The following is a 26,762-nucleotide window of genomic DNA, read 5'->3' as shown; positions in this document are numbered from 1 at the left end:
TTTTACACCTCACACGCTGATCGTGAGGATCAGTTGACCGTCGTGGTCAGGGTGACGCCAGAGAACGTCTGGTACGCACGCACGTTGAAGTAGTACGTGGTGGCGCTACTCGGCGTGAAAGTGCAGCTCTCGTTGTTGCCGGTCTTGTACGGACGGCAGTTGTAGCTCGAGGTCGTCGGCGCACTGCCCGCCTTCACGTACAGATCCGCATCGCCAGTACCGCCGGAGATCGAGATGGTCACCGTGTGACCGGCAGCGACAGCCTGGGTGTAGGTCGTGGAAACACCACCCGTGTTCACCGTCGGCAGGCTGACCGAACCGCCGGTGCCACCACCGCCACCACCGCCGGTGGAGTAGGAGGCCTTCACCGTGACGCCGGAGTACGCCGCGTAGCCGTGCACCTTCAGGTAGTACTTGCCCGCCACCGGCGAGGCGACGGTGCAGCTCTCGGAGTTGCCGGTCTTGTACGGACGGCAGTCGTAGCTGCTGGTGGTGGGCGCGCTGCCTGCCTTGGTGTACAGATCGGCATCGCCGGTACCACCGGAGATCGACATCACCAGGTTGGTCGCACCGGACGGCACGGTGATGAAGTAGTCGTTGTCAGCGCCGGTCGCAGCGCTGACGCCGGTGACGGCCACGTTGTTCTGCAGCTCGGTGGTGCCACCGCCGCCGCCACCGCCGCCGCCGCCCGGGCAGGTCACACCCACGCCATTGAACGCGGTCACCACGTCATTGGAGCTGTAGCCCAGGTCGGTCGCAGCCGACTCCACGCCGCAGGCGCCGGAGTTGAAGGTGGACGTTGCGGTCCAGTACGACTTGTTCGCCAGGGCGAACACCTGGAAGGCCTTCTTCACGTCCCAGCCGCTGGTCTTGGCCAACAGGCAGAACGCCTTGTTGTACACGCCCGAGGAGTAGTGCACATCGAGGCTGGAGGTGTAGTCCGCGGCGTTGTCGATCGAACCGCCATCCTGCGGCGGGTTGCACATGTAGCGCAGCGCATCGCCGATGCCGGCGCTGGTCTTGACGATGTCGCGCCCCACCAGGAAGTCGGCGGCGCCACGGTCGTAGAACTCGGCCGCTTCACCGGCGATGTCCGAGTACGCCTCGTTCATGCCGCCGGACTGGCCGGTGTACTGCAGGCCGGAGTTCTGCTCGGTGTAGCCATGGCTGATCTCATGGCTGGTGACATCCAGCGATACCAGGGGGTAGAAGGTGCTGGCACCGTCACCGAAATACATCGCGGTGCCGTCCCAGAACGCGTTCTCGTAGTTGCTCTTGTAGTGCACGTTCATGCGCAGCTTCATGTTGAGCGGCGCGGCGCCGGTGTAGGCCAGATACATGTCATGCACCACGCCACCGAAATGGTGGGCGTCGTTCACCGGCGAGTAGGCGCCGTTGATCGCGTCGGTGTTGCTGTTGGGGCAGGTGAAGCTGACGATGGAGCCGCCGCTGGTGCCGTGGTTGAGGTTGTAGGTCACCACGTTGGTGTTGTTCAGCGTGCAGGTGCTGCCGGACTGGGTCACGTCCAGCGCGGCGTAGTCGGTGCCGTAGATGTACTGGCCGGTCTTCTGGTTGCCGCCCGGGCCGGTGGCCGAGGCGTAGGTCAGGCCGTTCCAGCTCTGGATCACTTCGCCGGTGTTGGCGTCGACGATCGCGGTGGGACGCGACGGCTGTCCGTTGCCGCTGACCACGTACGAGGTGCGGTAGACCAGGCGCGCCGGGCCGTTGTCCTGCGGATAGACGAACAGGTCAGCCTGCGGGTTGCTGATCTTCGCGCCGCCGACCAGTGTGGTGTGCGCGTGGCTCTTCAGTGCGTCGATGGCCTTGGCGGCGGTGAGATGCGGCGTGACCGACACCAGGTCCGAGTCGAGGTTCTGTGCCAGGTCACCGGTGGCACGCAGGGCGTTGCCATTGGCGTCCTCCACCACGGCCACGCTGCGGCCGTACACCGGCACGCCGCGATACATCTGCTGTTGGCGGACGACGTGGCGACCATTGGCCACGGCGACCGAACTGCGCGCGACCAGCGCGCTGTTCGCGCCAAGGCCGAGGTGCGTCGAAAGGGACGCGGCCGGGACTGCTCCCAGATTCTGTGCGTGGAGGCTGTGCGTGGTGGCGGCCGTGGCTACCGAGGCGGTGGCCATGCCGATTGCGGCGACCAGTACTTTCAAGCGAAGACTGCTCTGCATTGCTGACTCCTGGACATTATTGGGACGAACGGACCCTATGCGGCCGCATCGACCCCATTTATGAGTGACCGCAGAAAACTGCGGCTCCATACTTCGTTGGATTGTCTAGCGATGCCTGTCGACCCGCCTGCGGCCTCCCCCGTTGCTTCCTTTCAGAGCGCGCGGCGAACCATGAGACGGCTGCCGAAATTTCCTACGGCAACCACAGGATCATCCGTCAACCTCCCCGCCAACGGACTGACTGACCATAGGCGCCCCGGATGACCGCAACAAGGTGAATAATTCCTATGGGGACAGTCACTTGAGTCGACTCGACCGACGAGCGATCAGCTGAAAATTCAGCTACTGCAAGCTCTTGCGCGCATTTTCTTGCACGCCGGATGCCTCGTTCGCGCCTCTACGCAGACCTCGATCGGGCGTCAAACTTGTGACCCCCGTCAAGCGCATGACGCACTCGCACCGCCGCCATAAAAAACGGCCCCGGTCATCCTTGACCGGGGCCGCGGGACTTCAGGTGCAGCCGCCTATCTCCAGCGGCCTTCACGCACGATGGTGATGACTCAGTTCCAGGTCGCCTTGAGCGTGACGCCCGAGAACGCGCTGTAGCCGTTGAGCATGATGTAGTACGTGCCGGTGGACGGCGACGCCACCGTGCAGCTCTCGCTGTTGCCAGTCACGTACGGACGGCAGTCGTAGCTGCTGGTGGTCGGCGTGGCGCCGAACTTCACGTACAGGTCTTCGTCACCCGTGCCACCGGAGGTGGTGATCGCCAGGTTGGTCGCTCCGGCCGGGATCTGCACCGTGTAATACAGCTTGGCGTTCGTTGCACCGGAGAGCCCGGTCACCGGCACGCCGTTCTGCAGCACGTTGCTGCCGCCGCTACCGCCGGTGCTCCAGGTCGCCTTGATGGTCACGCCGGAGAAGGCCGAGTAACCATGCAGCTTGACGTAGTAGGTACCCGCCTGCGGCGAGGCCACCGTGCAGCTTTCGTTGTTGCCGGTGACATACGGACGACAGTCGTAGCTGCTGAGGGTCGGGGCAGAGCCGAACTTGGTGTACAGGTCCGCATCGCCCGTACCACCGGAGCTGGCAATCACCAGGTTGGTCGCGCCAGCCGGCACCACCACCGTATAACTGAGATCCGCGCCGGTGGCTGCCGCCTGCCCCGTGAGGGCAACGCCGTTCTGCAGCTGGCTACCACCGCCGCCGCTTCCGGCCACCGTCACCGACTGCGTCTTGGTGTTGGTGGCGCCACTGTTATCAGTGACCGTCAGGGCGACGCTGTAGGTGCCGGCGGCCGCGTAGGTGTGACTCGGGTTAGTGGCGGTGGACGTGCCGCCATCGCCGAAGTTCCATGAACGCGACGCGATGGAGCCATCACTGTCGGTGGAGCTGTCGGTGAAGCTCACGCTGAGCCCGCTGACGCTGTCGCTGAAATTCGCCACCGGCGGCACATTGGTGCTGCCGCCACCGCCGCCCACGTCAGCGATCAGCTTGTTGATGATCAGGCTGCCGAAGCCAGTGGCGAAGTCGTAACCCACCCCTGCGGTTTCCCCGCTGTTGTTGCCCGAGGTGACGTCATGGAAGTCGGCCAACGGCAACTGATAGATCAGCGGCGCCGCGAAGCCGATGCTGCTCCCCTTGGCAGCCAGCACCCGCGACCAGATGCCTGAGAAGATCGGCGCCGCCAGCGAGGTGCCGCCGATCTGCTGGGTGGCGCCGCTGACGATCACCTTCGCACCGGAGTTGGGACTCGCATCGAAAGCGATGTCAGGCACGCCGCGCTTGCTGCCCGAGACCACGCCGGACTGCCAGGTGGGCTGCGGCTCGAACAGGCTGGGGCTGCCACCGGTAGCGCCCTCGTTCGCCGACAGGTCGTTCCACACCACCTCGCTGGTCCAGGTCGTGGTGGACGCGTTCAATGTGGTGCCGCCCACCGCGACGACGTAGGGCGAGCTGGCCGGATAACTCGGCGTGATGCCACCGTCACCGCACTCGTCGGCACCGGAGTCGCCCGAGGACACCGAAAAGGTCTGACCCTGTGCCACGGCCTGCTGGAAGGCCTGATCGTCGGCCGCCGCCGAACCATCCTGCTGGGTGGCAGTCTCGCACTCGCCCAACGAGACGTTGATGATCTTGACCTGGTTGTCCGAGACGATCTTGTTGATGTCGGCGGTGAGGTTGGCGTTGGACAGGGTCGGGATGTTGTAGAAGATGATCCCGCCGACCTGGCCACCGGCCGCGCCGACAATGTCCTGGCTGTCCAGGTTCCATTCGCCCAGCCCGCTGGTATCGGTGCTGGTGCCGTTGGTGTTGATGGTCTGCGTGGTGACGGTCGGCAGGCCATTCTGCGAAGTGAAGCTGTTTAAGTCGGTGATCGTCTGGGTGATCTTGCCCTGGGTGATGATGCCTACCGTGACACCCGCGCCGGTGGTCTGTCCGGAGCCGCCATAGATCGCCGAGAACTCGGTTGGGTTATGACCTGTGATGGCCTGGGGGGTGAGCCCGCTCTGCAGCTTCATGAAAGTGTGCGGCCGGTGCACGTCCTGCAGGCCGATCACCGACAGCACGCTGTCCTTCAGCGCCGACGGAATGTTGATCTCGCTGGTGTTGGCGAAGCCTTCCCGGCCGCGTGCCGTGCGCACATGGGCGAACGTGGTGCTGAAGGCCGCCTTGACCACGTCTGCGGTACCGTCCGCCGATACCAGCATATTGTTCGACGCCACCACCACGTTGGAGAAGCCCGCCGCCTTGAGGTAGGCCACCACAGCTTGCGCCTGATTAGCCGTCGGCGAATGCTGCGCACGGAATTCGGCGGGGGTCATCGTACGCTTGGCGATCAGCAGGCTGGGGTTGCGGGCGGCGGCCAGGAAGGCGTGCAGTTGACTCTGGTTGCGCAGCTTCAGCGCCACTTCGATGTGCATGGGCTGCGAGGCGGCAACGGCACCCGTCACCACGTCGCCCTGATGCAGGGCGAGTGGACCGGCCACCTTCACCATGGTGTTGCTGCCCGCCGCGAACGCGGCCGGCGCGGCGACCACGGCGATCGCCGCGGCCAGCGCCTTCAGTCGAAAATTCACTGCCATGTGTAGCTCCTGGTTTTTTAGGGGCGCAACAGCCCGATGCGGCCGTAAGACCCCATGAACAATTCGCCGCATTGCGGTGCGGCTCCGAGTACGGATGGTGTGATGCGATGCCTGTCGATCGACCGCCGCCGGCGCTTGTCATTCCATGACGGGGCGACACGCGATCCAGGAGTCGAAAGCAGCGTCGCTGCCGGCTGATTCCACGGGATCAGTCGCTGGTCTCCTGACCAACGAATGGCCGGGACATTAGGACCTGCTTTTCAGGCCAACAAGCGGGAAAATTTCTTATGGGGAGTGACGTAAGTCACGAACGCAAAATCTTTCGCGCTCAATTACTTAGAGTGTAATTTCTTGCGTCAAAAAGCGCATCAAATTGCGCCCGTGCCGTTTTCGGAAACCACTTCTGAAAAGCGCCTCCGCGATGCCCCCCCAGCATGCTCAGAGCATGCCGGTCTCGAGCTTGGCCGCGTCGGACATCATCGAGTGATTCCACGGCGGATCGAACACGAGATCCACGTCGGCCTCGGCGACGGTGGGAATGAGCTCGAGCTTGGTACGCACATCGTCGACGAGGATGTCACCCATGCCGCATCCCGGCGCGGTGAGCGTCATCTTGACGTACACCTTGCGCTGCTCGGCCGCGGTGCTTTCCAGGCTCACGTCGTAGACGAGACCGAGCTCGACCACGTTGATCGGGATTTCCGGATCGAACACCGTGCGCAGTTGCTGCCACACGAGTTTTTCGACGTCATCATCGCTGGCGTCGTCCGCCAGCTCGATCGCCGGTGGCGGCTCCTTGCCCAGCGCGTCGGCCTCGCTGCCGGCGATGCGGAACAGGTTGCCTTCCACGTACACCGTGAAGCTGCCGCCCAGCGCCTGGGTGATGTAGCCGATCTGGCCGGCCGGCAGCACCACCGTCTCGCCCTGCGGCACCATCACCGCGGTGCAGTCCCGCTCGAGGGTGAAAGGTTCGCTGCTCAGACTGAAACCGCTCATGCCTATCCTGCCGATGCCGTGAACGCGTGCCCGTGGCGCGCCGAATTGCCCATTATGCCGCCCACCCCGACCGGCTGCCCAATGCAGATCGGGCTGGCGGGCCCGGGAATCAAGGCACGGGGCCGCTCCCACCCGCACGCGTTATCATCCGCGCTTTGCCTCAGGCCCGCTGCACGATGCTGCCTTCCCTTCGGCGCGCTGCGCCATGACGCGGCGCCGCCGCATGTTCGCCAATGCCTTCGCAGCGATCAGCGCAGCCATGCTCGGCCTCGCCGCCGGCGCGCTGTGGATGTTGCCGACGGCCTACCTGCGCAGCTCCCTGCCCTGGCTCGCGGTGCCGCTGGGGGCGCTGCTCGGCTGGGCGATCGCCCATTGGGTGCTGCCACGGCGGGGCGCGGCGCTGCTGGCGGCACTGGCCACCCTGCTCGCGGCCTCTTACGTGAGCGCGTTGATCGCCGCCGCCCGGCTCGCCGGGAACATGGACATGGGCCTTATCGAAGCCATGCGTATTGCTGGCGCGGGCATGCTGTGGTCGCTGATGCGCCTCTCGCTCGACGTCGCCCAACTGGCGTGGTTCGCCGCAGGGGCCGCCGTGGCGGCATGGACGGCGCGCCGCAGCATCGGGCGCTGAACGCGCCCTGCCCTCAGCTCTCTAGCGCCTTCAGCGCCGCCACCAGCTCGCCGGCCGCGGCCTGTCCGTCGCCGTACAGCATGCGGGCGTTGTCGGCGTAGAACAGCGCGTTCTCGATGCCGGCGAAGCCGGTGCCTCGGCCGCGCTTGATCACGATGACGTTCTTCGCCAGCGACACGTCGAGGATCGGCATGCCGTAGATCGGCGAGGCCGGATCGGTCTTGGCCACCGGGTTCACCACGTCGTTGGCGCCGATCACCAGCGCCACGTCGGTGTTGGGGAACTCGGGGTTGATGTCGTCCATGTCGGCGATCAGGTCGTACGGCACACCGGCCTCGGCCAGCAGCACATTCATGTGGCCCGGCATGCGCCCAGCCACCGGGTGGATGGCGAATTTCACCTTCACCCCGCGCTCGATCAGCAGCTTGGCGAACTCCCACACCTTGTGCTGCGCCTGCGCCACGGCCATGCCGTAGCCGGGCACGATCACCACGCGCTCGGCGTACGCCATCATCACCGCCACGTCGCTGGCCTCGATCGGCTTCTGGCTGCCGGTAATGGCCTGCGCCTCGCCGCCGGCCGCCACGCCGAAGCTGCCGAACAGCACGTTGCCGATCGAGCGGTTCATCGCCTTGGCCATCAGCTGGGTCAGCAGCGTGCCAGCCGCGCCGACCACGGTGCCGGCGATGATCATCGCCTCGTTGTCCAGCACGAAACCCTCGAACGCCACAGCCAGCCCGGTGAACGCGTTGTACAGCGAGATCACCACCGGCATGTCGGCGCCGCCGATCGGTAGCGTCATCATCAGGCCGAACGCCAGCGCCAGCGCGAAGAACGCCACGATCACCGGCAGCGTGAGGTGGCCAGCCACCAGCCAGGCGCCGCAGGCCACCGCGCCGGCCAGCACCAGCAGGTTGACCACGCGCTGGGCGGGAAACACGAAGCGCCGGTCCAGCCAGCCCTGCAGCTTGGCGAAGGCGATCAGGGAGCCCGAAAAGCTCACCGCACCGATCAGCGCACCCAGCACGCCCAGCACCAGCTGCGCCATGCCGGGCGTCGCAGTGGGATCGGCGCTGAACTTGGCGCCATCCAGCAGCACCACCGCGCTGCCGGCGAAGCCGACCAGCTCGGCGGCGCCGATCGCCGCAGCCGCACCGCCGCCCATACCGTTGTACAGCGCCACCATCTGCGGCATGTCGGTCATCGCCACACGCTTTCCGGTCCACCACGCGGTGGACACGCCCAGCAGCACCGCCACGCCGATCAGCGCACGGTTGTGGATGTCCGGCAGTGCAAAGGTGACCAGCACCGCCAGCAGCATGCCGTAGCCGGCCCATACGATGCCGCCACGCGCAGTGCGCGGCGAGCTCATGCGCTTGAGGCCCAGGATGAACAGCGCGGCGGCAATGAAGTAGCACGCCTTGATCAGGGTCGGCAGCCAGCTCATCAGTGGCTCCCTGGCTTGGTTGCGCCCGGCTTGCTGGACTTGAACATCTCCAGCATCCGCTCGGTCACCACGTAACCGCCGGCCGCGTTGCCGGCGCCCAGCAGCACGCCGATGAAGCCGATCACCGTCTCGAAGGTGGTCTGCGCGTGGCCTAGCGCGATCATCGCGCCAACCAGCACAATGCCGTGGATGAAGTTCGAGCCGGACATCAGCGGGGTATGCAGGATCACCGGCACGCGGGCGATGATCTCGTACCCGGTGAACGCGGCAAGCATGAAGATATACAGCGCCAGGAAACCGTCGATCATGACCCCTCCCTGCCCGAACGGCGTGGTTTCCGCATCATACGGTTGCCCGTCAACGCGTGCGAGCCTGCCGCGTTGAGTGCGGGGAGCGAACCGATGGCGCCACGCCAGGCCCCGCCGGACACCGTGGATGTGGAGCCGATGAACAGCCTTGCCATGCCGATGACCGACAACGCGCTTGCCGACGAGGCTGGCGAACGCAGCGTGCCGGCCACGCTGGACGCCTTCCTGGCGCAGGTGGAACGGCGGGCGTTTCGCATGGCTGAACTGCAGCTGGGCCATCGGGAAGACGCGTTCGACGCCGTGCAGGACGCCATGCTGCGGCTGGTGCGGCACTACCGCGACAAACCGGCCAGCGAATGGACTCCGCTGTTCTGGGGCATCCTGCGCCGGCGCATCGTCGACCTGCAGCGGCGGCGCAAAGTGCGCTCCATCGTGGTCGGCTGGCTCGGGGGCGGCCGCGACGGCGACGGCGACGAACTGCCGACGTGGGAGCCGGCCGACACCGGCCCCGGGCCGCAGGACCGGCTGCAGGACGCCCAGTCGTGGCGCGACATGTCCGCCGCGGTCAAGAACCTGCCGCAGCGCCAGCGCGAAGCATTCATGTTGCGTGTGCTCGAAGGCCTGGACGTGGCCGAGACCGCCCGCGCCATGGGCTGCTCCGAAGGCAGCGTGAAAACCCACCTGTCGCGCGCCATGCATCACCTGCGCGACCAACTGGAGGAATGGCGATGACTTCGCCCGACGAACGCCTCGAACAGCGCGCCCGTGCGCTCTACCGCCAGGCGGCCCAGGAACTGGACCCCGCCATGACCGGACGCCTGCGCGCCGCGCGGCACGATGCGCTGCAGCCGGCGCCCCCCGCGCGCCGTGCCGCCCGCCTGTTGCTGCCCGCCGGCGCGTTCGCGGCGGTGGCGCTGGCTGCCCTGATGACGTGGCCGACGCACCGCGGCATCCCGGTGCAGGTCGCGCCACCCGTCGCCAGCAACGTGCTGGCGCAGGAGGACAGTGACCTGCCGCCGGATGCCGACAGCGCCGACCCCACCCTGTACCAGAACCTCGACTTCTACGGTTGGCTGGCGGCCAACGACACCTCCGCCCCGGCGCAGCGCTGAGCCATGCATCCGTCACTACGCCACCTTGCTTCCACGCTGCTGCTCTGCGGCGGCCTGCTCGCCGGCCACGCCGGATCGCTGCACGCCCAGGAAGTCCCCGCACGCGAGGCCCACGCCGCACCCCAACCGTGGCGCACGCTCAGCGCACCGCAGCGCGCGCTGCTGGCCCCGATGCGGGACGACTGGGACACCCTGCCGCCGCGCAAGCAGGCGCACATGCTGGACAAGACCGAGCACTGGCTCACCCTGCCGCCCGAGCAGCAGGACAAGATCCGCGACCGCATCGCGCGCTGGCACGCGATGACGCCGGAGCAGCGCCACCTGGCCCGCGAGAACATGCGCAAGTTCCACGAGCTGCCGCCGGAACAGCGCGAACAGTTGCATCACGCCTACCAGCAGTTCCAGCGGATGCCGCCGGCGCAGCGCGAGAAGCTGCTGCGCAAATGGCGTTCGCAGACCATCGAGCAGCGCCAGCAGTGGTTGCGCGAGATGGGGCCAGCGCACCATCCGCGCGCGGACGGTGCCAGGCCGCCGGGCCCAGGCGGCCGCTGAAGCGAGAGGCCAAACGCAAACGCCCCGCAGATCGCGGGGCGTTTGCGTTTTCAGCGGTGCGCGACCACGCGCCGGCTCACCCGGTGAAGCGCGCCGTACCGCCGCGCGTGACGCAGCTCTTGGCGACCAGCTCGTCGGCATCGTCCGGCGCCACCGTGTCGTCCTTGATCAGCAGCTCGACGAAGTTGAACACGTTGCGTGCGTACATTTCCGACGCGTGCAGCGGCGCACCGGCCGGCAGGTTGAGCGGGCCGAGAATGCTCACGCCGCCGTGCTCCACGCGCTCGCCCGGCCGGGTCAGCTCGCAGTTGCCGCCGCTCTCGGCGGCCAGGTCCACGATCAGCGCGCCGGGCTTCATGCCGGCGACCATCGCGGCGCTGAGGATCTTCGGCGCGGGACGGCCCGGCACCGCGGCAGTCGAGACGATCACGTCGACGTTCTTCAGATGATCGGCCAGCGCCTGCTGCTGCGCGGCGCGCTCCTCGGCGGACAGCTCGCGCGCATAGCCACCGCTGCCGGCGGCACTGACGCCGAGCTCCAGGAATTTGGCGCCCAGCGACTCCACCTGTTCGCGCGTTTCCGGGCGCACATCGTAGCCTTCGGTCTGCGCGCCCAGCCGACGCGCCGTGGCGATCGCCTGCAGCCCGGCCACGCCGGCGCCGATCACCAGCACGCGCGACGGGCGGATGGTGCCGGCGGCGGTGGTGAGCATGGGAAAGAATTTCGGCGCCGACTCGGCCGCGATCAGCATGGCGCGATAGCCGGCCACCGCCGCCTGCGAACTGAGCACGTCCATCGCCTGCGCGCGAGTGGTGCGCGGCAGCAGCTCCAGCGCGTAGGCGGCCAGCTTGCGGGCCGACATCGCGGCGATGCGCGCGGCCGCGCCGTAGGGGCGCAGCTGGCCCACCAGCACGGCACCTTCGCGCAGGTCGGCGATGGCGCCATCGGCCGGCGGCAGCACGCAGGCCAGCACGTCGGCCTGGGCGCAGACCTCGGCGGCGCTGGCGAACTCGGTATCGGCATACAGCGCATCGGGGAAGCCCGCCGCGGCGCCGGCATCGCGCTCCAGCAGCACGCGCCAGCCGCGGCCGCGCATCTTCTTCGCCATCTCCGGCGTGATCGCCACCCGCCGCTCGCCGGCGGCGGTCTCGCGCAATGCGCCCACGGTGATCGCCATCGTGCATGCCCTGTTGGATAGGTCACGGCATCGTAGTGCGGCCACCGGCGCTTGGCGACTGCGCCCGCCCCGGCGCGGGATGAACGCGCCGGCCGCGCGCAGTAGACTGGCCCGCCAACGGTCGCCCGTGAGTGCCCCGCGGGGTCACGCGGAGACCTCTTGATGGCTGCCACGATCCTGCCTGTCGACGAACTGCTGCACCTCGCGCGCGCCGCGCGCCAACGCGCCTACGCCCCCTATTCCCGCTTCCAGGTCGGCGCGGTCGTGCTGACCCACGACGGCCGCCGCTTCGACGGCTGCAACGTGGAGAACGCTGCCTACGGCCTGTGCAATTGCGCCGAGCGCACCGCGCTGTTCGCCGCCGTGGCGGCCGGTTGCCAACCCGGCGACTTCGCCGCGCTGGCGGTGGTGGCCGACACGCCCGGCCCGGTCAGCCCCTGCGGCGCCTGCCGCCAAGTGATGGCCGAACTGTGCCACCAGGCGATGCCCGTCGTGCTGGGCAACCTCGGCGATCAGGTGCAGGAAACCACGGTCGCCAGACTGTTGCCCGACTCGTTCAAAATGCTCCCGCCTTGCTGAGTACCCCGATGCCTCCCTCACCCGCCGATGCGCTCGCCCTGCTCCACCGTCGCCATTCGCCGCCGTCACGCCAGCTCGGCGAACCGGCGCCCGATCCGGGCACGCTCACCGCGCTGCTGGAGGCGGCGATCCGCGTGCCTGATCACGGCAAACTGGTGCCTTTCCGGCTGGTCACCCTGCGCGGCGAGCACAAGCGGCGCTTCGGCGAACGGCTGTCCGCGCGGGCCATCGCGCGCAACCCGGAACTGTCCGAGGCCAAGCGCGAAAAGGAGCGGCTGCGCTACACCTTCGCGCCACTGGTGATCGTCGTGGTCAGCCGCATCGACCCCACCAGCTCGGTGCCGCCGCTGGAGCAGCAGCTCAGCGCCGGCTGCGTGGCCTACAACCTGTTGCTCGGTGCCGAAGCGCTGGGCTTCGGCGCGCAGTGGCTCACCGGCTGGGCCGCCTACGACACCGAGGTCGCCTCGCTGCTGGGGCTGGCCCAGCACGAGCAGGTGATCGGCTTCGTGCACCTGGGCACGGTGCAGATGGAGGTGCCCGACCGCGAGCGCCCGGCGCTTGCCGAACTGCTCAGCGACTGGAGCGACCCGGCGTGAGCGCCGTCGTCGGCCACCCGTCGGCCCACCTCATCGACGGCAGCCTGTACGTGTTCCGCGCCTGGCACTCGATGCCCGACGAGTTCCACGATACCGACGGCCACCCAGTCAATGCCGTCCACGGCTTCACCCGCTTCCTGTGCGAGCTGCTGGAGAAGGTGCGCCCCACACGCGTGGCGGTGGCCTTCGACGCCTCGCTCACCAGCTCCTTCCGCAACGCGATCTACCCGCCGTACAAGGCCAACCGCGAACTGCCGCCGCCGGATCTGGAGCGCCAGTTCGTGCTGTGCCGCGCGATCACCGAAGCGCTCGGCGTGAACGTGATGATCGACCACAGCTACGAGGCCGACGACCTCATCGGCTCCACGTTGTGGAGCCTGCGCGGCCACGGCGTGCCCAGCGTGATCGTCTCAGCCGACAAAGACTTCGGCCAGCTACTGGGCGAGCACGACGAGCAGTGGGATTTCGCGCGCAACCTGCGCTGGGGTCCGACCGGCGTGCACGAAAAACTGGGCGTGCATCCGCACCAGGTGGCCGACTATCTCGCCCTGTGCGGCGACGCGGTGGACAACATTCCCGGCGTGCCCGGCATCGGCGCCAAGACGGCGGCCGCGCTGCTCGCTCACTTCGGCAGCCTCGAGGCGCTGCTCGATCGTGTGGACGAGGTGCCGTACCTGCGCCTGCGCGGCGCAGCCACCTGCGCCGCACGATTGCGCGAACACCGCGAGCTGGCGCTGCTGTACCGGCGCATCACCCGCATCGCACTCGACGCGCCGATCGCCGACGGCGTCGATGCGCTGCGCCGCCAGCCCGCCCGCGCCGACGCGCTGGACACCCTGTGCGAACAGCTGCGCTTCGGCCCGCTCACCCGCGCCCGGCTACGCGCTCTGGCCGACGCCTGACCACCGAATCACCGCCCCCTGTAGGAGCCCGCTGGCGGGCGATGCCTTTCGCTCTAAATGTCCCATCAAAAGCCAAAGCATCGCCCGCGAGCGGGCTCCTACAGGGCGGAATTTATGGGCATGGGTAGTTGAGCGGGCGGGCGACGCCGGGCACCATGCCCGGATGAATCCCGAGACCGTGCCGACACCGCCCGACGCCCACGCCGCCGTGGAAACCCTCTATGAAGGCCGCTGGCTCAGCCTGCGCCGGCGCGGCCGCTGGGAATACGCCGAGCGCAACAATCCCGGCGGGGCGGTGATCATCCTGGCGGTGACGCCGGAGGACCACATCCTGTTCGTCGAGCAGTACCGCGTCTCCATCCTCCAGCGCACCATCGAGATGCCCGCCGGCCTGGTCGGCGACATCGCCGGGCAAGCCGACGAGAGTGCGCTGATTGCCGCCGAGCGCGAGCTGGAAGAGGAAACCGGCTACCGCTGCAGTCGCATCGAGTTCATCCACGCCGGGCCGTCGTCGTCCGGCATGAGCACCGAGATGATCGCCTTTGCCCGTGCGTGGGACCTGGTCAAGGTGGGCGAAGGCGGAGGCGATGAGAGCGAGGACATCCTCGTGCACGAGGTGCCGCGCCGCGAGGCCGGCGCCTGGCTGTTTGCGCGTGCCGCCGAAGGCTACTCGATCGACCCGAAGCTGTTTGCCGGGCTGTGGTTCCTCGAGCACGTGGGTGGTGGGGTGCGCTGAAGCGGCCGGAAAAATGTGAACTGCATCACGCATGGGTCGTGATGCTGCCCTAAAGAAATGCCGGGGCAGGTCGATTCCTAGGGCAACGCTTCCAATCCACCCGAGGGAACCCCACCCATGAAGATCCTGCTCGCCTCCGCCGTGCTGATGCTGGCCCCGCTGGCCGCCCACGCTGCCTGCGCTCCCACCGATTTCACCATCCAGGATTTCAAGGTTGCCCAGGGCGCCCGCATGTCCATGAAGGGCCAGGTGATGAACAAGTGCGCCGAGGCCGCCGCTGCGCAGATCAGCATCGCCGCGAAGGACGCCAGCGGTCGCGTGATCCAGGAGAAGAAGGGCTGGCCGGCCGGCACCACCAACATCGCGCCGGGTCAGGCGGTTGACTTCGACCTCGGCCGTCTGTTCCGCTACTCGCCGGACATGGCCACTTACACGGTGACGATCGCTTCGGTGCGCACCTGGTAAGCCGTTCCACGCATCACCACTGCCAAGTAGCGAACGGGGGCCGAGAGGCCCCCGTTTTCTTTTGTCTCGCGCGTTCTTTTGCCTCGCGCGCTGCCTCAGCGAAACGCCACGCGCCCGCGCGATGGATCCAGGCACACCACGTGCGTCGAGAAGAAACCGGTGCCGAGTACCGCATCGACACCCGGCGCCGCGAACTGGCGCAGCACGAACTCGTGCGGTCCGGCCGGCTGGCCAGCCACGTCGAACCGTTGGAAAGTGAGGCGACGCAGCAGCCACGACATCCTTGAAGCGTCCGCCGTGCGCGCCGCTGCTCCATGGCTCGCCAGATAATTGCGCGGGGACGCGGTGGGCGAAGCTCAAGCCACCGGGTTCACTCAGTTTTCGAAGTCCACAGCAGCGCGCCTCAGTTGTCCCGAGTAATCCGACATGGCGCGATTGATTGCGATCTCCCAGTTTTCTGGAGTAATTCGCTGATAGACGTTTTCACCATGCCCAGACACCTGGAACTGACGGATTGAACCGTCCTTTCTCTTGGTGGAGATCTCGGTCGATATGTCCGCGAGCATGTGTTGCGAGTAGGTGGCGGCCCGCCAGAAATCGAAGGGCATAATCACCGCGAATTTAGTGAGCTTGATGGACACCATCGGCATGTCGTCGCGACCGTGGCGGCTAGGAAGTACGCGGTAGCCAACTGCCCGCAAGCTCTGCACAACGAGTTCGCGAACTTCAGCAGGGACGTCTCCATGCTCGAGATCAACGCGAACGCCGTTGCCGCCCCTCCAGGCGCCGCCGACATTCTTCGCGAGATCGGTCGCAGACAGATGACTGTTCTCGGGAGCCTCCCGCGCATCGATCACTGCGCCAACCACTATCGGACGGCCATCAGGCTGATCCACTCGTAGCTCAGGCATCGTCAGCCTGATGGTCTGCTGCTTCACTCCGCAGCCTGATATGAGCAGCGCAAATGCAATTACCTAAATCTTGCGCATTCAACTTCCTATCATTGACGAAGCTGCAGCTTCGGCATGTGGGCCCGAATATTCGCGACCAACGCGGCGGGCGAGCCCCGCATACATCTGTATTTCCGGCCTCTCGGCGCAGGAAATGAGTCCGCACTCAGTGCAGCACGAACAACTTGTCGAAGCCGGCCACCTTGAGCGTGCTGCGCAGTTCGCTGCCGGCATTGACGATGCGGATGTCGGCGTGGTCGGCGCCAGCGTGTTCGCGCAACAGCAGCAGCATGCCCAGCGCGGAGCTGTCCATGCTGGCGACCTCGCTGAGATCGACGATGTAGCTGCGCGCGCGCGCATCGGCGCCCAGGCAGGCGTCGTGGAAATCGCGGTGCACGGAGAAGTCGAAGCGCTCGCCCAGTTGCAGGGTGAGGCAGTCGTGTTCGCTGTCGTGGTGAACGGTCAGGCTCATGGAAAATTCCTTCAGAACAGTTCGATTTCGCCGGCGTCCATCGAGCTCTGCAGCGCCGGGCCGCGCGAGCGCAGGCGCGCCTTCTCGCGCTGGATCGCCAGGCGGCTGCGTACCTGTTCGGCGCGCTCGGCGAGCACCGCCGAATCCATCGGATCGCAGGCCAGGCGCTCGATATCGCGAGTGCATTCGGCGGTCACTTCCTGCAGTTCCACCAGGCGCGTGCGGGTCTGGTTGATCAGCTGGCTCAGGATGTCCTCGAACTGCAGCGAGCGCACCGTGGTGGCCACGTCGCTGCCCAGGCCGCGGTTGATCTCCACTACCTGGTCGGCCACGGCGCTGGTGCGCGCGTCGCTTTCGGTGACGTGGGCCATCATCGCGTCGATGCCGCCCTTGGCCGACAGCGCCACGTTGAGATCCTGCGAGGCCATGGTGCCGACCAGGCCACGCAGCTGCTCCATCGCACCGCGGGCGCGCTCGACGTGGCTGCCGATCTGCTCGTTGAACTGGTTGGAGTGGCTGGCCAGGTTGCGGATCTCGCCGGCCACCACCGCAAAGCCGCGGCCGGCCTCCCCGGCGCGCGCCGCCTCGATCGAGGCGTTCAGCGCCAGCAGATTGGTTTCCTCAGCGATCGTGTTGACGTTCTTCAGCAGGCCGAACACCGCGTCCATCTCCTTCGCCATGCCGTCGATGCGGTAGACGATGCGCAGGCTCTCGCGCGACATCTGCACGATCATCCCAACGAAGTGCTCCAGCAGGTCGGAGGTGCGGTCGGCGAAGTCCTGCACCGACACCTCGCCGTTCTGCGCGCCGATGATCTGCGCCAGCAGCGACTGCTGCTGGCCAGTCTTGCGCGACAAGCCATCGAAGCCGCCGCCCAGCTCGAGCACCGCGTCGCGCAGCAGGTCCATCGCCTGGTGCAGCTCGCGGGTGGCGTGGCCGAGCTCGTCCACCAGCGCGCCGCGCACGTCTTCCAACGCCTCGCGCACCGGTGCGGTGTTCATCGCCACGGCCGTTTCGACCGGCGCGGCCGCCGGCACGCGGCGACTCTCGACGATCCACACGGCGGTGAGCGCAATCACCAGCAGTGGCGCCAGCCACACCGGATGCCAGACCAGGCACAGCAGCAGCGCCGCCGTACTGGCCAGCAGGCCGGCGACGAGACGGGAATGGAAGAAAGACATGGCAGCCATGGTTGTTCGCTCGATCACGCGCCGACGGCGCTCTTGAAGGGTTGGCGCGCCAGCGTGAGCAGGCGCGCGGCAATGTCGTCCAGCGGCAGCGCCTCACGCGCCGCGCCGAGTTTCCAGGCGGCGCCGGGCATGCCCCACACCACCGAGCTGGCTTCGTCCTGCACGAGGGTGCGGGCACCGGCCTGACTCAGTTCCAGCAGGCCGCGTGCGCCGTCGTCGCCCATGCCGGTGAGCAGCACCGCCACGGTGGAGGCGCCGGCGCTGGCGGCCATGGAGCGGAACAGCACGTCCACACTGGGCTTGTGCCGGTTCACCGGCGGGCCATCGTGCAGGCGACATACGTGCCTGGCGCCGTCCCACATCACCAGCAGATGCTGGCTGCCCGGCGCGATGTAGGCGTGGCCGGGCTGGATCGGCTGGCCGTCGTGCGCCTCGCACACGCGCATCGCCGAGCAATGGTCCATGCGCGCGGCGAACGGGCCACTGAAGGCGGCGGGAATGTGCTGGGTGATAAGGATCGGCGGCGCATCCGGCGGCATCTGTTCCAGCACCACGCGAATCGCTTCGGTGCCGCCGGTGGACGCGCCGATGGCGATCATCGGGCTGCCCGCGCGGGTGCCGGCACCACTGGCCCTTGGCAGCACCGCGTCGGCGGAGAGCCGCGGCGGCACGTCGAGCTTGCGCACCTCGGTGCGCATGCGCGGCTTGGCGCACGCGGCGGCGATCACCTTGGCACAGATCTCCTGCGCGCCCTCGGCAAAGGTATTGGCCAGGTCGCTGTTGGGCTTGGTGAAGAAGTCCACCGCGCCCAGCTCCAGCGCGCGCAGCGTCACCTCGGCCCCCTGTTCGGTCAGCGAGGACACCATCACCACCGGCATCGGCCGCAGCCGCATCAGGTTTTCCAGGAAGGTGATGCCGTCCATGCGCGGCATTTCCACGTCGAGCGTGAGCACGTCGGGGTTGAGCTGCTTGATCTTCTCGCGCGCCACCAGCGGGTCCGGCGCCGTGCCGACCACCTCGATGCGCGGGTCGCAGGAGAGCATGGTCGACATGAGCTTCCGCACCAGCGCGGAATCATCGACCACCAGGACGCGTACTCTTTCCATCTTGTCCGTTCTCTCTGCCTGCTCTTTCAACGTGTCGACACCGTGTCGCGGTGGCGTGCTTCGATGCTTTGCCGAGGTGTGCGCTACTCACTGCAGCGCCACCCTTGCCGGGCGTCATTCCCGCGAAGGCGGGAGGCGCCTTTCAACGGCGGAGTCGGTCATCCATCGTGCTCTTGCACAAGGTCAACATGGATTCCCGCCTTCGCGGGAATGACGACCGAAACTCTGAGGGTTGATTCGCAAACACCGGCTCGCCGGATGGTCGAAAAGCCCACCTCAGAACAACTCCACCTCTCCCTTTATCGGATCGTTCGCCAACTGCTTGAGGTACTGCTTCTCGCGTGCCACCAGGGCGAACTCGTCGCGCCCGCGCATCTGCCGCACGCGCACTTTTCCGCTCACTGGGAAGAACTGCACCTGGCGCGGGTACACGTCGCCCAGGTCCGAGGCGGTCACCGCCAGGCCTTCCGTGCGCAAGTAGCGCTGCACGAACTCGATGTTGCGGCTGCCCACGTCGGTCATCTGCGACAGCACGCGGCCGCCGCCGAACACCTTCACGTCCCAGTCCTCGCGCCGGCTGCCGGCCTTGAGCAGGGCGTTGATCAGGTGCTCCATCGCGTCGTTGCCGTAGCGCGCCGCGCGCCCCACGGTGGCCGACCAGCTGTCGCGCTCGGCACCGCGCTCACCACTGGGCTCGGGCAGCATGAAGTGGTTCATGCCGCCGAGCTTGAGCCGGCGGTCGTGGATGCAGGCGGAGACGCACGAACCCAGCACCGTGGAGACCAGCTCGTCCTGCCGGCTCACGTAGTACTCGCCCGGCAGCACCTTCACCGTCATCAGCGAATGGGCCGGATCCCAGAAGCGGCGCATGTGCTCGAACCCGGGCAGCACGGCACCCGCCCCGCTGCCCGGCGCCGGTGGCAGCACGGGGGCGACGGCGCTCATGGCCGTTTCCGGTAGACGGTGCGTCCGATCAGTTCGAAATCGTTGCTCAGTCCATGCATCGACTCGGAGTGGCCGAGGAACAGGTAACCCCCCGCCGGCAGCATCTGCGCATAGCGCGCGAACAGCTTTTCCTTGGTCGGCTTGTCGAAATAGATCACCACGTTGCGGCAGAAGATCGCGTCGAACGGACCTTGCATCGGCCAGTCGTGCAACAGGTTCAGCGGCAGGATGGTGACCAGCTCGCGCAGGCGCGGGTGCACCGACACCAGCCCTTCGTATTCGCCCTGTCCGCGCAGGAACCAGCGCTTGCGTCGCTCGTCGCTCACCCCGCCCAGCCGGTCCACCGCATAGACGCCCTTGCGCGCCGCTTCCAGCGCCTGGGGCGACAGATCGGTGGCGAGAATCTTCGCATCGATGGAGGCACCGCTGCGTTCGAGCGCCTCGGCCAGCACCATCGCCAACGCGTAGGGCTCCTCGCCGGTGGAACAGCCGGCCGACCAGATGCGCAGCCGATCGCCCTGCCGGCGCTTGTGCTCCAGCCACTCCGGCAGCAGCTTCTCGACCAGCAGGTCGTAGTGGTGCATCTCGCGGAAGAACGCCGTGACGTTGGTGCTGATGGCACTGGCCAGCTCGCCGAGCTCGGCCTCCGGCTCGCGCTTGAGCACCTCGCAGTAGTCGGCGAAGTCGCGCAGGCGCAGCGCGCGCAGGCGGCGCTGCAGTCGACCCTGCACCAGCTGGCGCTTCTGCTCGCTCAGTGCGATGCCGCACTGGTCGTACACGAAGCGGCGCAGGAACTCGAACTCCGCGTCACCCAGCGACGGCCCGTTCAGTGCCGAAGCCGGGGCGCCCGCCGTGACGCGATCGTCGTTCATGACGGGCACGGCCATCGATCAGAACTCCTTCCAGGCGCCAGCGTCGGCCGTCTCGGCCATCCGCGGGCTAGCCTTGGGGGCGGGCTGAGCCGGGGTGCTGCGCACCGCGGCGAACACAGCCTCGGCTTCGGCCGCCACGGTCTTGGCGCGGGTGGTGACCGACGTGGCCATGTCGCCCATGCGCTCGTCCAGCTGGAAGAAGCCCACCTGTTGAGTCAGCTCGGCGGCCTGCTCCTGCATGGCGCGGGCGGCCGCAGCGGCCTCTTCCACCAGGGCGGCGTTCTGCTGAGTCATCTCGTCCATCTGCAGCACGGCGTGGTTGACCTGGTCGATGCCGGCGGACTGCTCGGCGCTGGCCGCGGCGATCTCGGCGACTATGTCGGTGACCTTCTTCACGCTGTCGACGATCTCGGCCAGCGACTTGCCGGTCTGGTCGACCAGGCTGGTGCCGTTTTGCACCTTCTCGGCGCTGTCCTTGATCAGGCCCTTGATCTCCTTGGCCGCGCCGGCGCTGCGCTGGGCCAGGTTGCGCACCTCGGTGGCGACCACCGCGAAGCCGCGGCCCTGCTCGCCGGCTCGAGCGGCTTCCACCGCGGCGTTCAGCGCCAGCAGGTTGGTCTGGAAGGCAATCTCGTCGATCAGGCTGACGATGTCGGAAATCTTGCGGCTGGATTCGTTGATCGCCTTCATCGCGACCACTGCCTGGGTCACCACTTCGCCACCGCGCTCGGCCTGTTCGCGGGCACCGCGGGCGAGCTGGTTGGCGTGACTGGCGTTCTCGGCGTTCTGCTTGACGGTGGAGGTCATCTGCTCCATCGACGAGGCGGTTTCTTCCAGCGAGGAGGCCTGCTCCTGGGTGCGCTGGCTGAGATCGTCATTGCCGCGGGCGATCTGCTGCGCCGCCGTGCTGACTTCACCCGAACCGTTGCGCACTTCGCTGACGATCGCCGAGAGGCGCAGATCCATCGTGCGGAACGCGTCGAGCAGCTCGCCCAGCTCGTCCTTGCGATTGACCTGGATGTCGTGGCCGAGCTTGCCCTGCGCGATCTCGCGGGCGATACGGCCGGCGTAGGCCAGGGTGCGGATGATCGAGCGGCTCAGGGTCAGCGCCATGAAGATCGCCAGCAACAGGCCCAGCGCCAGGGCCGTGACGCTGACCGCGCGCACCAGCTTGTAGCGAGCGACCTGCGCCTCATAGATGCCCATCGCCTCGGCACGCTGTACTTCCATCAGCTTGTTCAGCTTGCCCTGGCGAGTGAGCAAGAGCGGACGCACCTCCATCTCCAGCACGTCGGCGGCGCCGGCGTCGGCCTGGTTGAGGGCGTCTTCCATGTCCTTTCGCGCCGAGGCGTAGTCGGCGTCGTCGGCCTTGTACTTCTTGTACTCGGCTTCTACCCCGGGGCTCTTGGGCAGCTTGTCGAACTCGCCCTTGAGCTTGGTCAGCTCGGCCTGCAAGGCCGTGTACTCGGCCATCTTCTGCTTGAGCTGGTCGGGCTTGGCGACCATGCCGCTGGCTTCGCTCATCAGGATGAAAGCGAGCAGCGACTTGTTGTTGATGCGCGCGACCATGCTGGCCGGCACCATCTCGTCCTGATACACGCGGCGCAGCCCCTCGTTCTGCTGCTGCATCGAGCCGAAACCGATCGCCGCCCCAATGAGCAGCATCAGCATGAGCATGCCCAGCACCAACCGCAGGCGCCAACGGATGGTCAGGGAGGGGATCTTGAACGCAAGCTTGGGCAATTTCATGTCAGTTCCTGTCAGGCAACGGCTTTCACTTCGGCGGCCGCGGGAAGGGCGGCTTCGAGCATCTGCGCGTCCTGCGGCTGCAACAGCTTGTCCACGTCAAGCAGCAACACCATCCGCTCGTCCACGGCGGTGAGCCCCTTGAGGTATTCGGTATCCACGGTGGTGCCCATGTCCGGCACCGGGCGCAGGTTGGCGGCGGTCACGTCGAGCACATCGGACACGCCATCGACCACCACGCCAAAATTGCGCCCGGCTACCGTGACGATCACGGTCACGGTGTTGGCGGTGTATTCCTCGCGCGGCAGGCCGAAGCGCAGGCGCATGTCGATCACCGGTACGATCGCGCCGCGCAGGTTGAGCACGCCCAGCACGTACGACGGCGCCTGCGGAATGCGCGTCACCGGCGTCCAGCCGCGGATCTCGCGCACGGCGAGGATGTCCACGCCGTATTCCTCTTGCGCGAGGTTGAGGGTGAGGTACTGCGACGCTGGGGCGTCGTGGGTGGAAGCATCGGACATGGACGGGCCTCATCTACCGGAACGCCGTGCGGCGCTCGCTGTCAGCCAGCAGATCGACCGGAAACGGGGAAACTTGAGCGGTTGAACCGGCGTCGCGAGGCGCGGGCGGAGCGGGCGATGCACGAGTTACCCCGCCCACCTGCAGGAGCCCGCTTGCGGGCGATGCTCTTGGGATCTGCCGGGGAATCCAGAGCGAAGGCATCGCCCGTGAACGGGCTCCTACAAGGAGCGCGTACGCCAAAACCGCCGCGCCCACCTGTAGGAGCCCGCTTGCGGGCGATGCTCTTGGGATCTGCCAGGGATCCAGAGCGAAGGCATCGCCCGTGAACGGGCTCCTACAAGGAGCGCGTACGCCAAAACCGCCCCGCCCACCTGTAGGAGCCCGCTTGCGGGCGATGCTCTTGGGATCTGCCAGGGATCCAGAGCGAAGCCATCGCCCGTGAACGGGCTCCTACAAGGAGCGCGTACGCCAAACCAGTTCGGCCACCTACGGGGCGGGGTGGTCAGGTGGCTTGGACGGTGGTGGTGGTGGCGGCCATCGCGGTGTGCACGGCGCCGCGGTCGGCAGGGGGGAGCAGTTGATCCGGGTCGAGCACCAGCACCATGCGTTCGCCAGCGGCGGCGGCGCCCTTGAGCCAGGCGAGTTCGGCGCGGGCGTCCGGCTCGTCGCTCGCGGCCGCCGGCTCGTCGGGCAGGCCCAGGTCGACGACCTCAGCGACCGCGTCGGTGAGTACCGCGAGGCGCTGGCCGGCCCGTTCCAGTACCACCGTCACCGACGGTCCGCCGGCCAGCGCGGGCAGGCCGATGCGCTGGCGCAGGTCCACCAGCGGTGTGGGGCCGAGTGCATGCTCAAGTCGGCCCACCACGTAGCCTGGCACCTCACGCAACGGCTGCACGGCGCCGCTGGCGCGGATGTCCTTCACCGCGCCAAGGGTGATCGCGTAGAGATCCTCGCCGAGCAAAAAGGTGAGGTAGTGCGACTGCAAGGAGGCGGAAGCGTCGGTCATGGCGTCGTCGGGTCCTGTGACGCGGAACGGAGCGCTACGCGCTCCGCAGATTGGCCCCGCCGGCGCCATGCCAGCGGGGCTGCGGTGGGTTTAGAACTCCTGCCAGGCGCCGGCTGCCACCGGCTGCATCGCCGGGGTGCGGGCGGCAACGGGCGCGCGCACCACTCGCGCGACTGGTGCGGTGGCTGGCGCAGGCGCCGCGATAGACTCGTCCCGCACGCGGAAGTAGCGCATCTGCTCGGCCAGCGCGTCGGCCTGTTCCTGCATGGCGCGGGCGGCGGCGGACGCCTCCTCCACCAGCGCCGCGTTCTGCTGGGTGACCTCGTCCATCTGGGTGACGGCGTGGTTCACCTGGTCGATGCCGGAGGACTGCTCGTGCGCCGCCGCGGCGATCTCGGCCACGATGTCGGTGACGCGCTTGACGCTGCCGATGATCTCGCCGAGCGCGGCGGACGATTCGTCCACCAGCGCGCTGCCCGCCTGCACCTTGTCCACCGTGGTGTTGATCAGCACCTTGATGTCCTTGGCCGCCGCGGCACTGCGCTGGGCCAGGTTGCGTACCTCGGTGGCGACCACGGCGAAACCGCGGCCCTGCTCGCCCGCACGCGCCGCTTCCACCGCGGCATTGAGCGCGAGCAGGTTGGTCTGGAAGGCGACCTCGTCGATCAGCTGCACGATGTCGGTGATCTGCCGGCTGGCCACCTCGATCTCGCGCATGGCACCGCTGGCGCGCGATGCCACGTCGCCGCCGCGTTCGGCCTGCACCCGCGCGCTGGCGGCGAGCTGGTTGGCGTGGCTGGCGTTTTCGGCGCTCTGCTTGACGGTGGAGGTCATCTCCTCCATCGAGGCGGCGGTTTCTTCCAGCGAGGACGCCTGCTCTTGCGTGCGCTGGCTCAGGTCGTCGTTGCCGCTGGCGATCTGCCGCGCGGCGGTGGAGACCACCTGCGATCCGCGCTGCACCTCGTGCACGATGCCGGTGAGCTTGTCGCGCATGCGCTGCAGCGCGCCAAGCAGGCTGGCCGGGGCGAACTCCGGCTCGCCGGCGGGCTTCTGCAGATCGCCATCGGCGATGCGCGCGGCCATGGCGACGGCAAACGACGGCTCGCCGCCGATACCCAGCCGGATCGAGCGCATCGACTGCCACACCACCAGGATCACCAGCAGGCCGATCAGGCCGGCTCGCAGCAGCTGGGCCAGCAGGTTATGGCGATACGCCGCGTTGATGTTGGTGTAGTACGCACCGGTGCCGAAATGCAGGTCCCACGGCTTATACCAGGCCGTATAGCTGATCTTCGGCGCCTGCTCCTTGCTGTCCGGCAGCGGCCACATGTATTCGGTGACGCCGGCGCCTGCCTCCTTGTCGGTGGACAGCATCGCCTGGAACAGCTTCTTGCCGTTGGGGTCGGCCTTCTCGCCGACGTTGGTATTCACCAGCGCCGGAGAGATGGGATGCATGCGCATGACCAGCCCCGAATCGAACGCGAACAGGTAGCCGGTGCCCTGGTCCCAGCGCATGGACTGGATCGCCGCCAGCGCACGCTTTCGTGCCTCGGCGTCGTCGAACTCGCCAGCCTTGGCGCGCTGTTCGAAGCTGTCGGCAATCGCCACGGCACTGGCCACGTGGTTGGCCAGGTCGGTGGTGAGCGTGGCCATCTGCTGCTTGCGGGTTTCCACCGCGCTGACCACGGTAAGCGCGGCCAGACCAGCGATGACGAGCACGATAACCAGCCACACGCGGGCTTGCAGGCTGAGGCGGTCGAGCATTTGAGCGGGGGTACGCATGGCGGTTTACCAGAGTGAATGAAAGTCGGGCGTGCGACGCATGCCCATGGAAGGTCCCTGCACTTGCCGGTCCGGCGTTCCAGCCGACTGTCGCGCCGGTCCCGGCGCCACAGACTTCCCCCATTCAACCGGCGCGCCCCCGCGCCGCTTTCCTGCTATCGAGCCGCTCAGGCGGCCTTGCGGCGTGCCTGCATGCGCACCAGGCCGGCGATGTCGACGATCAGCGCCACCGAGCCATCGGCCAGGATGGTCGCGCCGGACACGCCGGACACGCGGCGATAGTTCGCCTCCAGCGACTTCACCACCGCCTGCTGCTGACCGACCAGGCCGTCGACGAACAGGCCCACGCGGGTGCCATCGCCCTCGACCACAATCATCAGGCCGTCCTCAATGGCGTGTTTCGCGCCCTCGCAACCGAACACCTCGTGCAGGCGGATTACCGGCAGGTACTCGCCGCGGAACTTGAACAGCTCGCCGCCGCCAACCACGCTGCGCACCGCTTCGGCCTTGAGCTGCACCGACTCGACGATCGACACCAGCGGCACGATGTAGCACTCCTCGCCCACCGCGGCGGTGAGGCCATCGATGATGGCGAGCGTGAGCGGCAGCACGATGGTGAACACGCTGCCCTTGCCCGGGGTGGAACGGATAGTGACCGTGCCGCCGAGATCGGCCACGTTGCGGCGGACCACGTCCATGCCCACGCCGCGTCCGGAGAGATCGGTGGTGACCGCGGCGGTGGAGAACCCGGGCTGGAAGATCAGCTCGGCCACCGCGTCGTCACTCATACCCTCACCGGAGGAAATCAGTCCGCGTTGGATCGCCTTGGCGACGATCGCTTCGCGATTGAGGCCGGCACCGTCGTCGGCCACTTCCACCACGATGGAGCCACCGCGGTGGAATGCCTCCAGCCGCAGCGTGCCCTGCTCCACCTTGCCCGCCGCGCGACGCTTGTCGGGCATTTCCAGGCCGTGGTCGATCGCGTTGCGCACCAGGTGCACCAGCGGGTCACCGATCTTTTCCAGCACCGTCTTGTCCAGCTCGGTGTGCTCGCCGTGCATGTCCAGGCGCACGTTCTTACCCAGCTTGCCGCTGAGGTCGCGCACCAGCCGCGGGAAACGATTGAACACCGAGCCGATCGGCAGCATGCGGATGCCCATCACGCTTTCCTGCAGCTCGCGCGTGTGACGTGCCAGCTGGGTCAGGCCTTCCTGCAGCAGGGCCAGCTTGTTGATGTCGAAGCCCTCGCGGAACTGGTCGAGCATCGACTGGGTGATCACCAGCTCGCCGACCAGGTTGATCATGCCGTCGATCTTGTCGATCGACACGCGCACCGAACCCGAATCGGCATTGGCCTCGCGCGTGCCGCGCGCGGCCGCCTCGGCGATGCTCGCT

At 67.4% G+C, this 26,762-nt stretch carries 27 protein-coding genes; 9 read left to right on the top strand and 18 right to left on the bottom strand.

Annotated elements, in window-relative coordinates:
• Nucleotides 1-29: 29 nt before the first annotated feature.
• The 3 genes from ACTHJF_RS09055 to sufT all read right to left on the bottom strand — a co-directional run bounded on the left by ACTHJF_RS09055 (nucleotide 30) and on the right by sufT (nucleotide 6,271).
• Nucleotides 30-2,189: a M4 family metallopeptidase gene (locus tag ACTHJF_RS09055; protein WP_440266818.1), complete on the bottom strand. Its 2,160-nt coding sequence runs from the start codon at nucleotides 2,187-2,189 to the stop codon at nucleotides 30-32.
• Nucleotides 2,190-2,749: 560 nt separating this feature from the next.
• Complete coding sequence (locus tag ACTHJF_RS09050) at nucleotides 2,750-5,275, bottom strand: pre-peptidase C-terminal domain-containing protein (protein ID WP_440266817.1); 2,526 nt, start codon at nucleotides 5,273-5,275, stop codon at nucleotides 2,750-2,752.
• Between the two features lie 438 nt (nucleotides 5,276-5,713).
• Nucleotides 5,714-6,271, bottom strand: a complete 558-nt coding sequence (gene sufT, locus ACTHJF_RS09045) for a putative Fe-S cluster assembly protein SufT (protein ID WP_431634006.1) — start codon at nucleotides 6,269-6,271, stop codon at nucleotides 5,714-5,716.
• Between the two features lie 223 nt (nucleotides 6,272-6,494).
• Here sufT and ACTHJF_RS09040 point away from each other — a divergent pair, with 223 nt between their 5' ends.
• On the top strand, nucleotides 6,495-6,902 hold the full coding sequence (locus ACTHJF_RS09040) for a hypothetical protein (RefSeq protein ID WP_440266816.1): 408 nt from the start codon (nucleotides 6,495-6,497) through the stop codon (nucleotides 6,900-6,902).
• A gap of 13 nt (nucleotides 6,903-6,915) precedes the next feature.
• Here the strand turns inward: ACTHJF_RS09040 and ACTHJF_RS09035 are convergent, their stop codons facing one another.
• Nucleotides 6,916-8,349, bottom strand: coding sequence for an NAD(P)(+) transhydrogenase (Re/Si-specific) subunit beta (locus ACTHJF_RS09035; RefSeq protein ID WP_440266815.1), 1,434 nt, complete (start codon nucleotides 8,347-8,349; stop codon nucleotides 6,916-6,918).
• Nucleotides 8,349-8,657, bottom strand: a complete 309-nt coding sequence (locus tag ACTHJF_RS09030; RefSeq protein ID WP_431634009.1) for an NAD(P) transhydrogenase subunit alpha — start codon at nucleotides 8,655-8,657, stop codon at nucleotides 8,349-8,351. The genes ACTHJF_RS09035 and ACTHJF_RS09030 overlap by 1 nt, the downstream gene beginning before the upstream one ends.
• Nucleotides 8,658-8,810: 153 nt before the next feature.
• Here ACTHJF_RS09030 and ACTHJF_RS09025 point away from each other — a divergent pair, with 153 nt between their 5' ends.
• The 3 genes from ACTHJF_RS09025 to ACTHJF_RS09015 are packed head-to-tail and all read left to right on the top strand — an operon-like array spanning nucleotide 8,811 to nucleotide 10,321.
• Nucleotides 8,811-9,389, top strand: a complete 579-nt coding sequence (locus tag ACTHJF_RS09025) for an RNA polymerase sigma factor (RefSeq protein ID WP_440266837.1) — start codon at nucleotides 8,811-8,813, stop codon at nucleotides 9,387-9,389.
• Nucleotides 9,386-9,769 (top strand): hypothetical protein, encoded by a 384-nt coding sequence (locus ACTHJF_RS09020; RefSeq protein WP_431634010.1) that lies wholly within the window; start codon nucleotides 9,386-9,388, stop codon nucleotides 9,767-9,769. The genes ACTHJF_RS09025 and ACTHJF_RS09020 overlap by 4 nt, the downstream gene beginning before the upstream one ends.
• A gap of 3 nt (nucleotides 9,770-9,772) precedes the next feature.
• On the top strand, nucleotides 9,773-10,321 hold the full coding sequence (locus ACTHJF_RS09015; RefSeq protein WP_431634011.1) for a DUF3106 domain-containing protein: 549 nt from the start codon (nucleotides 9,773-9,775) through the stop codon (nucleotides 10,319-10,321).
• A 76-nt stretch (nucleotides 10,322-10,397) separates the two neighbouring features.
• Here ACTHJF_RS09015 and ACTHJF_RS09010 read toward each other — a convergent pair whose 3' ends face one another.
• On the bottom strand, nucleotides 10,398-11,498 hold the full coding sequence (locus ACTHJF_RS09010) for an NAD(P) transhydrogenase subunit alpha (RefSeq protein ID WP_440266814.1): 1,101 nt from the start codon (nucleotides 11,496-11,498) through the stop codon (nucleotides 10,398-10,400).
• A 162-nt stretch (nucleotides 11,499-11,660) separates the two neighbouring features.
• Between ACTHJF_RS09010 and cdd the strand changes: the two genes are divergently transcribed.
• The 5 genes from cdd to ACTHJF_RS08985 all read left to right on the top strand — a co-directional run bounded on the left by cdd (nucleotide 11,661) and on the right by ACTHJF_RS08985 (nucleotide 14,776).
• Nucleotides 11,661-12,077, top strand: a complete 417-nt coding sequence (gene cdd, locus ACTHJF_RS09005; RefSeq protein ID WP_440255302.1) for a cytidine deaminase — start codon at nucleotides 11,661-11,663, stop codon at nucleotides 12,075-12,077.
• Between the two features lie 8 nt (nucleotides 12,078-12,085).
• The gene (locus ACTHJF_RS09000) at nucleotides 12,086-12,673 is read left to right on the top strand and encodes a nitroreductase family protein (RefSeq protein ID WP_440258984.1); all 588 of its coding nucleotides are present in this window, start codon (nucleotides 12,086-12,088) and stop codon (nucleotides 12,671-12,673) included.
• Nucleotides 12,670-13,575, top strand: coding sequence for a 5'-3' exonuclease (locus ACTHJF_RS08995; protein ID WP_440258985.1), 906 nt, complete (start codon nucleotides 12,670-12,672; stop codon nucleotides 13,573-13,575). Before ACTHJF_RS09000 ends, ACTHJF_RS08995 begins: the two co-directional genes overlap by 4 nt.
• A 163-nt stretch (nucleotides 13,576-13,738) precedes the next feature.
• Nucleotides 13,739-14,311: an NUDIX hydrolase gene (locus ACTHJF_RS08990; RefSeq protein WP_440266813.1), complete on the top strand. Its 573-nt coding sequence runs from the start codon at nucleotides 13,739-13,741 to the stop codon at nucleotides 14,309-14,311.
• Between the two features lie 117 nt (nucleotides 14,312-14,428).
• Nucleotides 14,429-14,776, top strand: a complete 348-nt coding sequence (locus ACTHJF_RS08985) for a hypothetical protein (RefSeq protein ID WP_440266812.1) — start codon at nucleotides 14,429-14,431, stop codon at nucleotides 14,774-14,776.
• A 95-nt stretch (nucleotides 14,777-14,871) separates the two neighbouring features.
• Here ACTHJF_RS08985 and ACTHJF_RS08980 read toward each other — a convergent pair whose 3' ends face one another.
• The 12 genes from ACTHJF_RS08980 to ACTHJF_RS08925 form a co-directional block, all read right to left on the bottom strand.
• Complete coding sequence (locus ACTHJF_RS08980; RefSeq protein ID WP_440266811.1) at nucleotides 14,872-15,057, bottom strand: hypothetical protein; 186 nt, start codon at nucleotides 15,055-15,057, stop codon at nucleotides 14,872-14,874.
• Between the two features lie 93 nt (nucleotides 15,058-15,150).
• Complete coding sequence (locus ACTHJF_RS08975; protein ID WP_440266810.1) at nucleotides 15,151-15,714, bottom strand: hypothetical protein; 564 nt, start codon at nucleotides 15,712-15,714, stop codon at nucleotides 15,151-15,153.
• Between the two features lie 178 nt (nucleotides 15,715-15,892).
• Complete coding sequence (locus ACTHJF_RS08970; protein ID WP_440266809.1) at nucleotides 15,893-16,198, bottom strand: STAS domain-containing protein; 306 nt, start codon at nucleotides 16,196-16,198, stop codon at nucleotides 15,893-15,895.
• Nucleotides 16,199-16,209: 11 nt separating this feature from the next.
• Nucleotides 16,210-17,388 (bottom strand): methyl-accepting chemotaxis protein, encoded by a 1,179-nt coding sequence (locus ACTHJF_RS08965; RefSeq protein WP_440266808.1) that lies wholly within the window; start codon nucleotides 17,386-17,388, stop codon nucleotides 16,210-16,212.
• A 14-nt stretch (nucleotides 17,389-17,402) separates the two neighbouring features.
• Nucleotides 17,403-18,494 (bottom strand): protein-glutamate methylesterase/protein-glutamine glutaminase, encoded by a 1,092-nt coding sequence (locus tag ACTHJF_RS08960; RefSeq protein ID WP_440266807.1) that lies wholly within the window; start codon nucleotides 18,492-18,494, stop codon nucleotides 17,403-17,405.
• 276 nt (nucleotides 18,495-18,770) lie between these two features.
• A complete protein-coding gene (gene cheD / locus ACTHJF_RS08955; RefSeq protein ID WP_440258988.1) occupies nucleotides 18,771-19,439 on the bottom strand; it encodes a chemoreceptor glutamine deamidase CheD in 669 nt (222 codons plus the stop codon).
• Nucleotides 19,436-20,326, bottom strand: a complete 891-nt coding sequence (locus ACTHJF_RS08950; RefSeq protein WP_440266806.1) for a CheR family methyltransferase — start codon at nucleotides 20,324-20,326, stop codon at nucleotides 19,436-19,438. Before ACTHJF_RS08950 ends, cheD begins: the two co-directional genes overlap by 4 nt.
• Before the next feature lie 3 nt (nucleotides 20,327-20,329).
• Nucleotides 20,330-22,060, bottom strand: a complete 1,731-nt coding sequence (locus ACTHJF_RS08945) for a methyl-accepting chemotaxis protein (protein WP_440266805.1) — start codon at nucleotides 22,058-22,060, stop codon at nucleotides 20,330-20,332.
• 11 nt (nucleotides 22,061-22,071) lie between these two features.
• Entirely contained in the window at nucleotides 22,072-22,578 is a 507-nt protein-coding gene (locus ACTHJF_RS08940; RefSeq protein ID WP_431634026.1) for a chemotaxis protein CheW, read from the bottom strand.
• 503 nt (nucleotides 22,579-23,081) lie between these two features.
• Nucleotides 23,082-23,585, bottom strand: coding sequence for a chemotaxis protein CheW (locus tag ACTHJF_RS08935; RefSeq protein WP_440266804.1), 504 nt, complete (start codon nucleotides 23,583-23,585; stop codon nucleotides 23,082-23,084).
• 90 nt (nucleotides 23,586-23,675) lie between these two features.
• A complete protein-coding gene (locus ACTHJF_RS08930; RefSeq protein ID WP_440266803.1) occupies nucleotides 23,676-25,367 on the bottom strand; it encodes a methyl-accepting chemotaxis protein in 1,692 nt (563 codons plus the stop codon).
• Nucleotides 25,368-25,534: 167 nt separating this feature from the next.
• The coding region (locus tag ACTHJF_RS08925) for a chemotaxis protein CheA (RefSeq protein WP_440266802.1) at nucleotides 25,535-26,762 on the bottom strand (1,228 nt) is incomplete at its 5' end.

It is taken from the genome of Dyella sp. (assembly GCF_051962475.1).
Taxonomy (GTDB): Bacteria; Pseudomonadota; Gammaproteobacteria; order Xanthomonadales; family Rhodanobacteraceae; genus Dyella_A.
This window is presented reverse-complemented; position numbering and strand designations above follow the sequence as displayed.

What these genes read in the sequence shown, in the direction of transcription:
- ACTHJF_RS08965 (WP_440266808.1), bottom strand. Translation starts at nt 17,388, where the DNA reads ATGGCTGCCATGTCTTTCTTCCATTCCCGTCTCGTCGCCGGCCTGCTG.
- ACTHJF_RS09010 (WP_440266814.1), bottom strand. Translation starts at nt 11,498, where the DNA reads ATGGCGATCACCGTGGGCGCATTGCGCGAGACCGCCGCCGGCGAGCGG.
- ACTHJF_RS08935 (WP_440266804.1), bottom strand. Translation starts at nt 23,585, where the DNA reads ATGACCGACGCTTCCGCCTCCTTGCAGTCGCACTACCTCACCTTTTTG.
- ACTHJF_RS09040 (WP_440266816.1), top strand. Translation starts at nt 6,495, where the DNA reads ATGTTCGCCAATGCCTTCGCAGCGATCAGCGCAGCCATGCTCGGCCTC.
- ACTHJF_RS08960 (WP_440266807.1), bottom strand. Translation starts at nt 18,494, where the DNA reads ATGGAAAGAGTACGCGTCCTGGTGGTCGATGATTCCGCGCTGGTGCGG.
- cheD (WP_440258988.1), bottom strand. Translation starts at nt 19,439, where the DNA reads ATGAGCGCCGTCGCCCCCGTGCTGCCACCGGCGCCGGGCAGCGGGGCG.
- ACTHJF_RS08940 (WP_431634026.1), bottom strand. Translation starts at nt 22,578, where the DNA reads ATGTCCGATGCTTCCACCCACGACGCCCCAGCGTCGCAGTACCTCACC.
- ACTHJF_RS08985 (WP_440266812.1), top strand. Translation starts at nt 14,429, where the DNA reads ATGAAGATCCTGCTCGCCTCCGCCGTGCTGATGCTGGCCCCGCTGGCC.
- ACTHJF_RS08980 (WP_440266811.1), bottom strand. Translation starts at nt 15,057, where the DNA reads ATGTCGTGGCTGCTGCGTCGCCTCACTTTCCAACGGTTCGACGTGGCT.
- ACTHJF_RS08950 (WP_440266806.1), bottom strand. Translation starts at nt 20,326, where the DNA reads ATGGCCGTGCCCGTCATGAACGACGATCGCGTCACGGCGGGCGCCCCG.
- ACTHJF_RS09030 (WP_431634009.1), bottom strand. Translation starts at nt 8,657, where the DNA reads ATGATCGACGGTTTCCTGGCGCTGTATATCTTCATGCTTGCCGCGTTC.
- ACTHJF_RS08970 (WP_440266809.1), bottom strand. Translation starts at nt 16,198, where the DNA reads ATGAGCCTGACCGTTCACCACGACAGCGAACACGACTGCCTCACCCTG.
- sufT (WP_431634006.1), bottom strand. Translation starts at nt 6,271, where the DNA reads ATGAGCGGTTTCAGTCTGAGCAGCGAACCTTTCACCCTCGAGCGGGAC.
- ACTHJF_RS09020 (WP_431634010.1), top strand. Translation starts at nt 9,386, where the DNA reads ATGACTTCGCCCGACGAACGCCTCGAACAGCGCGCCCGTGCGCTCTAC.
- ACTHJF_RS09025 (WP_440266837.1), top strand. Translation starts at nt 8,811, where the DNA reads ATGCCGATGACCGACAACGCGCTTGCCGACGAGGCTGGCGAACGCAGC.
- ACTHJF_RS09015 (WP_431634011.1), top strand. Translation starts at nt 9,773, where the DNA reads ATGCATCCGTCACTACGCCACCTTGCTTCCACGCTGCTGCTCTGCGGC.
- ACTHJF_RS08930 (WP_440266803.1), bottom strand. Translation starts at nt 25,367, where the DNA reads ATGCGTACCCCCGCTCAAATGCTCGACCGCCTCAGCCTGCAAGCCCGC.
- ACTHJF_RS08990 (WP_440266813.1), top strand. Translation starts at nt 13,739, where the DNA reads ATGAATCCCGAGACCGTGCCGACACCGCCCGACGCCCACGCCGCCGTG.
- ACTHJF_RS09000 (WP_440258984.1), top strand. Translation starts at nt 12,086, where the DNA reads ATGCCTCCCTCACCCGCCGATGCGCTCGCCCTGCTCCACCGTCGCCAT.
- ACTHJF_RS09050 (WP_440266817.1), bottom strand. Translation starts at nt 5,275, where the DNA reads ATGGCAGTGAATTTTCGACTGAAGGCGCTGGCCGCGGCGATCGCCGTG.
- cdd (WP_440255302.1), top strand. Translation starts at nt 11,661, where the DNA reads ATGGCTGCCACGATCCTGCCTGTCGACGAACTGCTGCACCTCGCGCGC.
- ACTHJF_RS08945 (WP_440266805.1), bottom strand. Translation starts at nt 22,060, where the DNA reads ATGAAATTGCCCAAGCTTGCGTTCAAGATCCCCTCCCTGACCATCCGT.
- ACTHJF_RS09055 (WP_440266818.1), bottom strand. Translation starts at nt 2,189, where the DNA reads ATGCAGAGCAGTCTTCGCTTGAAAGTACTGGTCGCCGCAATCGGCATG.
- ACTHJF_RS09035 (WP_440266815.1), bottom strand. Translation starts at nt 8,349, where the DNA reads ATGAGCTGGCTGCCGACCCTGATCAAGGCGTGCTACTTCATTGCCGCC.